This window comes from Deinococcus rhizophilus, from assembly GCF_030271215.1.
Lineage (GTDB): Bacteria > Deinococcota > Deinococci > Deinococcales > Deinococcaceae > Deinococcus > Deinococcus rhizophilus.
On sequence record NZ_JASNGB010000181.1, the window covers coordinates 1 to 6,170 of the forward strand.

Genomic DNA, 6,170 nt, shown 5'->3' on the forward strand with positions numbered 1-6,170 from the left:
GATCACCCTGGCGGCCCCGGCCCGAATGGCCGACTCGCCCACGCCCAGCCGCCAGGCCGCCGCCGCCGCCAGCGCCGCGTTCCCGGCACCGTGCCGCCCCAGCAGCGGCGTCTGGACGTTGAGCACCGTCCCCGGCACCTCCAGCCGCAGGTCCCAGCCCCCCCAGCCCCGCGACTGCGACTGCACCAGAACTTCGCGGCCCAGCGCCCAGACCTCCGCCCCACGGGTCTCCAGCTGGGGCCACAGGGCCGGGTCCACCCCGGTGACGGCCGGGCGACCGGGCCGCAGGATGCCCGCCTTCTCCCGCGCGATGGCGTCCAGGGTCGTGCCCAGAATCTCGGTGTGGTCGAGCGCCACCGATGTGATCACGCTGAGGTCCGGGTCCAGGGCATTGGTGGCGTCCAGCCGTCCGCCCAGGCCCACCTCCATCACGGCGACCTCGACCCCGGCTTCTGCAAACAGCAGGGATCCCAGAGCGGTGACGACCTCGAAAAAGGAGGCCCCGGCCGCCTCGGCGTGGGGACGCACCCGGTGCAGGGCCGCCTCGACCCTCTGGGCACCGCACTCCTGGCCGTCCACCACGAACCGCTCGCTGAAGCGGGTGAGGTGCGGACTGGTGAACAACCCCGTGCGCGTCCCCGAGGCGGTCAGCATCGCGGCCAGGGAGGCCGCCGTGCTGCCCTTGCCGTTGGTGCCGCCGACCAGCACGCTCCGGAAGGTCCGCTGAGGCTCGCCCAGCCGGGTCAGCAGCGCCCGCACCCGGTCCAGGCCAGGATGCACCCCGAAACGTTGCCGGGCGAACAGCCAGTCCAGGTCACTCATCCCCGCAGGATAGGGCGGCGCGGTGGGAAGACTCAGCTCTGCGGGGTGAAGTACGCCTCCAGCGCGGGCACGATTTGCTTCTTGCGGCTGATCCTGTTGCCCAGGTCGGCGCGGCCCCCCTGCGTCCCGGCGCCGAAGGTCTCCCGCAGGACCTTTTCCTCGGTGGCCGAGAGGACCAGCGTGGTGTTGTGCTCGCGCAGGATGTCCACCACCGAGAGCAGCACGCCGTTGAGCCCGTCTTCCGCCCGCGCGTGGTCCATCGCCTCCAGCAGCTCGGTCTGGCGGCCCAGCACGTAGCCGGGGTTGGTGGTCTCGATCACGCCGAGGCCCCAGGTCTGCACGCTCTGGGGGGTCGCCGGGTCGCCGAACGGGAAGACCTTGTAATCCATCCGCAGCAACGTCCCAGCGGCGGTGTCGCCCAGGTCGCTCTTGGCCGCGAACATCGCCAGGGCGTAGGCTTCCACGTCCGCGATCCCCGCAACCGGCGCCAGAACCTCCACTGCTTCCCGGTCACGCGGCGTGGTCGTCGGGCTGCGGAAATGCAGCGTGTCGCTGAGGACGGCACTGAGCATCAGCCGGGCGTCGACCGGCTCAACGGTCAGTCCCGCCTCGCGGTGCAGGGCCAGCAGGATGGTCGCCGTGCAGCCCACCGGCTCGAAGCGCAGGTAGGCGGGCTGGGCCGTCGTCAGGTCGCCCAGCTTGTGGTGGTCCACCACCCGCGTGACCGTCAGCTCGCTCAGGTTGGCGAGCGACTGCGCACTCTCGTTGTGGTCCACCAGCGCGACCGCCGTCCCTGCCGGGAGGTCAGTGAGCAGCTCGGGGGCTGCCACCCCCGCTTCGCGCAGCACATAGGGCGTCTCGAAATTCAGCTCCCCCAACCGGTACGCCTGCGCTTCCACGCCCTGCCGGGTCAGCAGCCGGGCATAGACGAGGGCGGAAGCGATGGCGTCCGTATCGGGGTTGGTATGTCCGAACACAGGCAACATGCCGCAATTCTAGAGGCCCCACAACAAAAAAGGACCCCGAAGGGTCCCCTGTCCTGCGTGAGCAGGTTTAGAAGTTGAAGTTGTAGCTGACGCGGAAGCCCTGGGCGACCGACTCGTTGTTCGTCAGCAGGTTGGTGTAGCGGAACAGACCATAGTTGGCGGTCAGGCCGCTGAAGCCCAGCTGTGCGTAGATTCCGTCGGCCTTCCCACTCTCCGCACCACGGCCAGCGTAGACGTTGTTGGAGGCCGCGTTGAAGGCGTTGTCGCCGGTCCCGACATTCACCGAGGCGACGTTGAAGCCCTGGTAGTACGAGTAGCCGATCTTGGCGGTTGCACTAGGAGCCAGGAACTGGTTGAACGCCACGCCGACCTGACCGAGCAGTTCGGTCGTGGTGCCATTCTGAACGCCAAAGTCCGTGCCGCTGTTGGTGATGCGGTTGACGAAGTTGGCATACAGGCTGGGCTGCAGGGGCAGGCCGGTCAGGGTCGCGGTGCTGGCACGGATGCCGTACTTGATGGTGTTGTTGGTCTCATCATCAAGGGTACCGTTGCCGTCGCGGTCGTTGATCAGACGGTCGGTCTGGAGCTGGTAACGCACCAGAGGCTGGAGGGTGATGCCCGCCACCGTGGTCGAGTAGTCCGCGTACGCGTAGAACTCGTTGAGGGGGTCGCTGTAGAAGTAAGCGTCACCCACCGTGAAGTTCAGGTTGCGCACGAGTGCGTTCTCGGCAGCGCCGTTGTGGCTGAGCTGCGCGCCGAAGGTGCTGGTCATGGGACGGGGAACACCCGCGATGCCCATGCCCGCATTGCCCAGGTTGTCGGCGCTGCGGACGGTGTCGCCGTTCCGCGTGGTGTTGTTATAGAAGCCAACCAGTTCCAGCGCACCGAGCTTGGCGCCCGCCTTCACGCCGAAGCCCGTCACCGTGCTCACCGGTACCACCTGACGGCGGTCATCGGTCGCGTCGGCTGCCGTGCCCGCATTGTTGATGCTGGTCGTCGTGGTGGTGTAGCGGTCAGCGTAGGCGCCGAGTGCCACAGGGCCGACCGTCGTCGCTGCCGCTGCACCGAAGCCAGTCTGGCCGGGAGAGTAGGGCATGCTGTTGCTGGTCGACATTCCGGCGTTGCCGATGACAGAGCCATCCGCATCGGTCACCGTGAAGGTGGAATCAATGGTGCGGTAGTTGGCGCCAAACTTCACGATGCCGAGGTCACCCGTGACATTGGTGTAGAACGCACGGTCGGCATTCTGGAAGTACCGGCCCCCGTTGCCTGCCACGAAGTTGTTCTCGAGGATGTTGGGGGCGCTGAGAACGCCCTCGCCCTGCACGGTGAGGATACTGACGCGGGCGTTGTAGTCGAGGCCAAAGGCAGTACGGTTGCCCTGAGCGTACGAAATACCCACGTTGCTGGTCTCAGTCGGCTTGACAGCCGCGCGAACGCCAAAGTAGTTCACGGTGCCCTGAGAAGCCGTGGAGCCCGTCGCCGCCGTGAGTGCAGGGCTGGCGGTGTTGCCGGTCACAACAGTGAGGGTGGGGCGCAGGGGCAGCGTGGTGGCCTGAATGGTCGCCACGACGCCGGGACCAGCCAGCCCACCGCTGTGGTTGAACAGATAGTCGCTGAACTTGAAGGCGTTGGCCGACCCGTTGTAGTTCACCGTGAACGGCTGACCACCAATCGTGCCGTCCAAGTTGGCGCTGCGAAGCTGAACGAGGTTGGCGACGCTCCCCGTGTTGGCCACATTGCCTGCCGTCGTCAGACCGAAATTCAGACCAGCGTTGTTGACGATGATGCTGCCCGTGGTGGTCCGCAAGTTGGTCGCCCGAATACCAAACGTTAGGTTGCCCGCGTTGAAGAAACGGTCGACTCCGGCCGTGGCACCCGTCGTGTCCACCGTCGTGACGTCAGTGTCACCGAGGAGACCGCTCACCGGGGTGCGGGACGTCAGGCGGGTGATATCGAAGTTGTTCGTCCCCGACACCAGGGAGAGCTGCCCGAACCCCGACGTCAGAGCACCGACCACGCTGAACTTGGGCGCGTTCTCCAGCGTCGTCACGCGGGTGGCGACGCCCGTCACGCGCTCGTCGACGGCGGTCACGCGGCCCGCGAGGTTGTCGAAGTCGCTGCGGGTCACGAAGTCGGCCTGGGCAGTCTCCACGGCGCTGACGCGGTCCTGCAGGTCCAGGATGTCCTGGTTCAGCAGCACGGTCAGCTCGTTGAGGGCCGTGATCTGGGCCGCGTTGTCGTCGATGTCGCCGCGCAGGGTGTCGTACTCGTCGGCGCGGGCGGTGAGCTCCTCGATCTGGGTCTGGATCGCGGCGATGGCGGTGGCGTCACCGTTGGCGGCGGCCAGTTCCTCGACGCGGGCCTCCAGGCGGGTGAAGTCGTCGCGGTTGACGGCATTCTCCTCGAGGTCGCTGACGCGGACGCCCAGGGCGGTCAGGTCGGCAGCGAGCTCCTGGATGGCGTTTTGCAGCGCCGTCAGGGTCTCGGTGTTGATGCTCTCGACGGGCACCGTGCCCTGGCGGACCTGATCGAGCAGGCGGGCGATGATGACAGCCGCCTCGTAACGGGTCAGGTTCTGGGTACCGCGGTAGGTGCCGTCGGGGTAACCCAGGATGATCCCCTGGCTGACAAGACGGTCGATGGCGTCCTTGGCCCAGTGACCGGCGGGAACGTCGGTCAGCGTGGACACCTGAGGTGCCGTCGCCGGAGCGGTGGTCTGCGCGGCAGCAGCCCCAAAGGACAGCGCAGCGGTCAGAACGAGCAGGCTCTTCTTCATAAAACCCCCAAAACGTCGCGCGAGACCCGTATCGGGCACTGAAGTAGACGGTGGGGCGAGTTGCCGGGTTTCCTCTCCCGGGGGAGGCCGCCTTCCACGTTTCTCTGCGCAACCTGACACCCTTCGGCCTGAGACCTCAGCAAAGTCAGATCATGGGGATGATACCCGCATGAAGAAGTATGGGTCAACCCTGAGACCGCCATAAAGCTCTTCAGGTCATGTCGGGGCAACGTTTCTGACGTAACTGTGAAGGTCTTCGGACCTGACGCCTGAGCCGACTCGCCTCAGGAGGGCGGCAGAATACTGCGCTGGGAGTCCTGGCCGAGGGTGACGGCCGTGAGAAACCACGCGGGGATATCCGCCGAAAAGTACTGCTTAGCCCACGCCAGCGCCCATTGGGCGAACCGGCCCTGCTCGATGGCTGCGCGTGCCCGCTCGACCAACCGGTGGAGATAGCGCAGGTTATGAAGCGAGAGCATTCTGGGCGCCAGCATCTCCTCGGCACGTACCAGGTGGGCCAGGTACGCACGGGTATAGTGAAGGCAGGCGTAGCAGTCACACTGGGGGTCGATAGGCTCGAGCTGTCGGCGGGGGGCACTGGAGTTCATGTTCAGGCGCCCACGGTCTGTCAGTGCGTAGCCGAAACGGCCAGTGCGGGTGGGATACACGCAGTCGAACATGTCAACTCCCAGCGCAATTCCTGCGATCAGATCTTCCGGATGCCCGACGCCCATCAGGTAACGGGGTTTGTCCTCGGGCAGCCGTTCGGCCGTGAAAGCGACCGCCGGAAACATCTGCTCTTTTGCTTCCCCCACTGCCAGACCGCCGATGGCGAATCCCGGCGTCGCGAACGGCAGGGTCTGCTCCAGACTCAGTTCGCGCAATTCTGGGTGAACTCCGCCCTGCACGATGGCAAACAGAGCCTGATCCCCACGGGTCCTGGCCGCCTGGCACCGCTCCAGCCAGCGGACGGTGCGTTCCAGACTGCGCCGGATGTATTCAGGCTCGGCTGGAAAAGGGGGACACTCGTCGAAAGCCATGATGACATCAGCCCCTAGAGCCTCCTGCACTTCAATACTCCGCTCGGGCGTCAGAATGACCTTGCTGCCGTCCAGGTGGCTCTTGAAGGTTACCCCTTCCTCGGTGATCTTGCGCATATGCCCCAGACTCATGACCTGAAAGCCACCGGAATCGGTGAGAAAAGGTCCGGGGTAGGCCGTGAACCCCGGCAGCCCCCCGTGGGCCGCAACCAGCTCGGGGCCGGGGCGAAGCATCAGGTGGTAGGTGTTTCCCAGAATCATCTGTGAACCCACGTCCTTCAGCTCCTGGGGACTGATGCCTTTCACTGACCCCTGGGTCCCCACCGGCATGAACATAGGTGTTTGAACGGTGCCGTGCGGTGTGGCAAAGGAGGCCGTGCGGGCCCTTCCATCACGGGTGTGGATCTCGAACTCGAACACGGCTTCATCTTGCCGCATTCGTCACGCTCTGGGAGAGAAAGTGTCCCAGCACACAACCACAAAAAGCCCCCACCTTAGGGGGTGGGGGGTGGGATGGAGCGGGAGACGAGATTCGAACTCGCG

The 6,170-nt window shown here is 65.8% G+C and carries 4 protein-coding genes; all 4 read right to left on the reverse strand.

All coding sequences use genetic code 11. The features are described 5' to 3' along the window. Positions 1-822, reverse strand: an 822-nt coding sequence (locus QOL99_RS14300) for a bifunctional folylpolyglutamate synthase/dihydrofolate synthase (RefSeq protein ID WP_285524801.1), incomplete at its 3' end; no start/stop codon positions are given. 32 nt (positions 823-854) lie between these two features. Further along, the gene (locus QOL99_RS14305; RefSeq protein ID WP_285524803.1) at positions 855-1,808 is read right to left on the reverse strand and encodes a manganese-dependent inorganic pyrophosphatase; all 954 of its coding nucleotides are present in this window, start codon (positions 1,806-1,808) and stop codon (positions 855-857) included. 67 nt (positions 1,809-1,875) lie between these two features. Next, positions 1,876-4,587: an S-layer homology domain-containing protein gene (locus QOL99_RS14310; RefSeq protein ID WP_285524804.1), complete on the reverse strand. Its 2,712-nt coding sequence runs from the start codon at positions 4,585-4,587 to the stop codon at positions 1,876-1,878. 284 nt (positions 4,588-4,871) lie between these two features. Then, entirely contained in the window at positions 4,872-6,047 is a 1,176-nt protein-coding gene (gene tgt / locus QOL99_RS14315) for a tRNA guanosine(34) transglycosylase Tgt (protein ID WP_285524806.1), read from the reverse strand. Positions 6,048-6,170 lie beyond the last annotated feature (123 nt).

Coding starts and splice junctions, on each gene's coding strand:
- QOL99_RS14305 (WP_285524803.1), bottom strand. CDS start 1,808: ATGTTGCCTGTGTTCGGACATACCAACCCCGATACGGACGCCATCGCT.
- QOL99_RS14310 (WP_285524804.1), bottom strand. CDS start 4,587: ATGAAGAAGAGCCTGCTCGTTCTGACCGCTGCGCTGTCCTTTGGGGCT.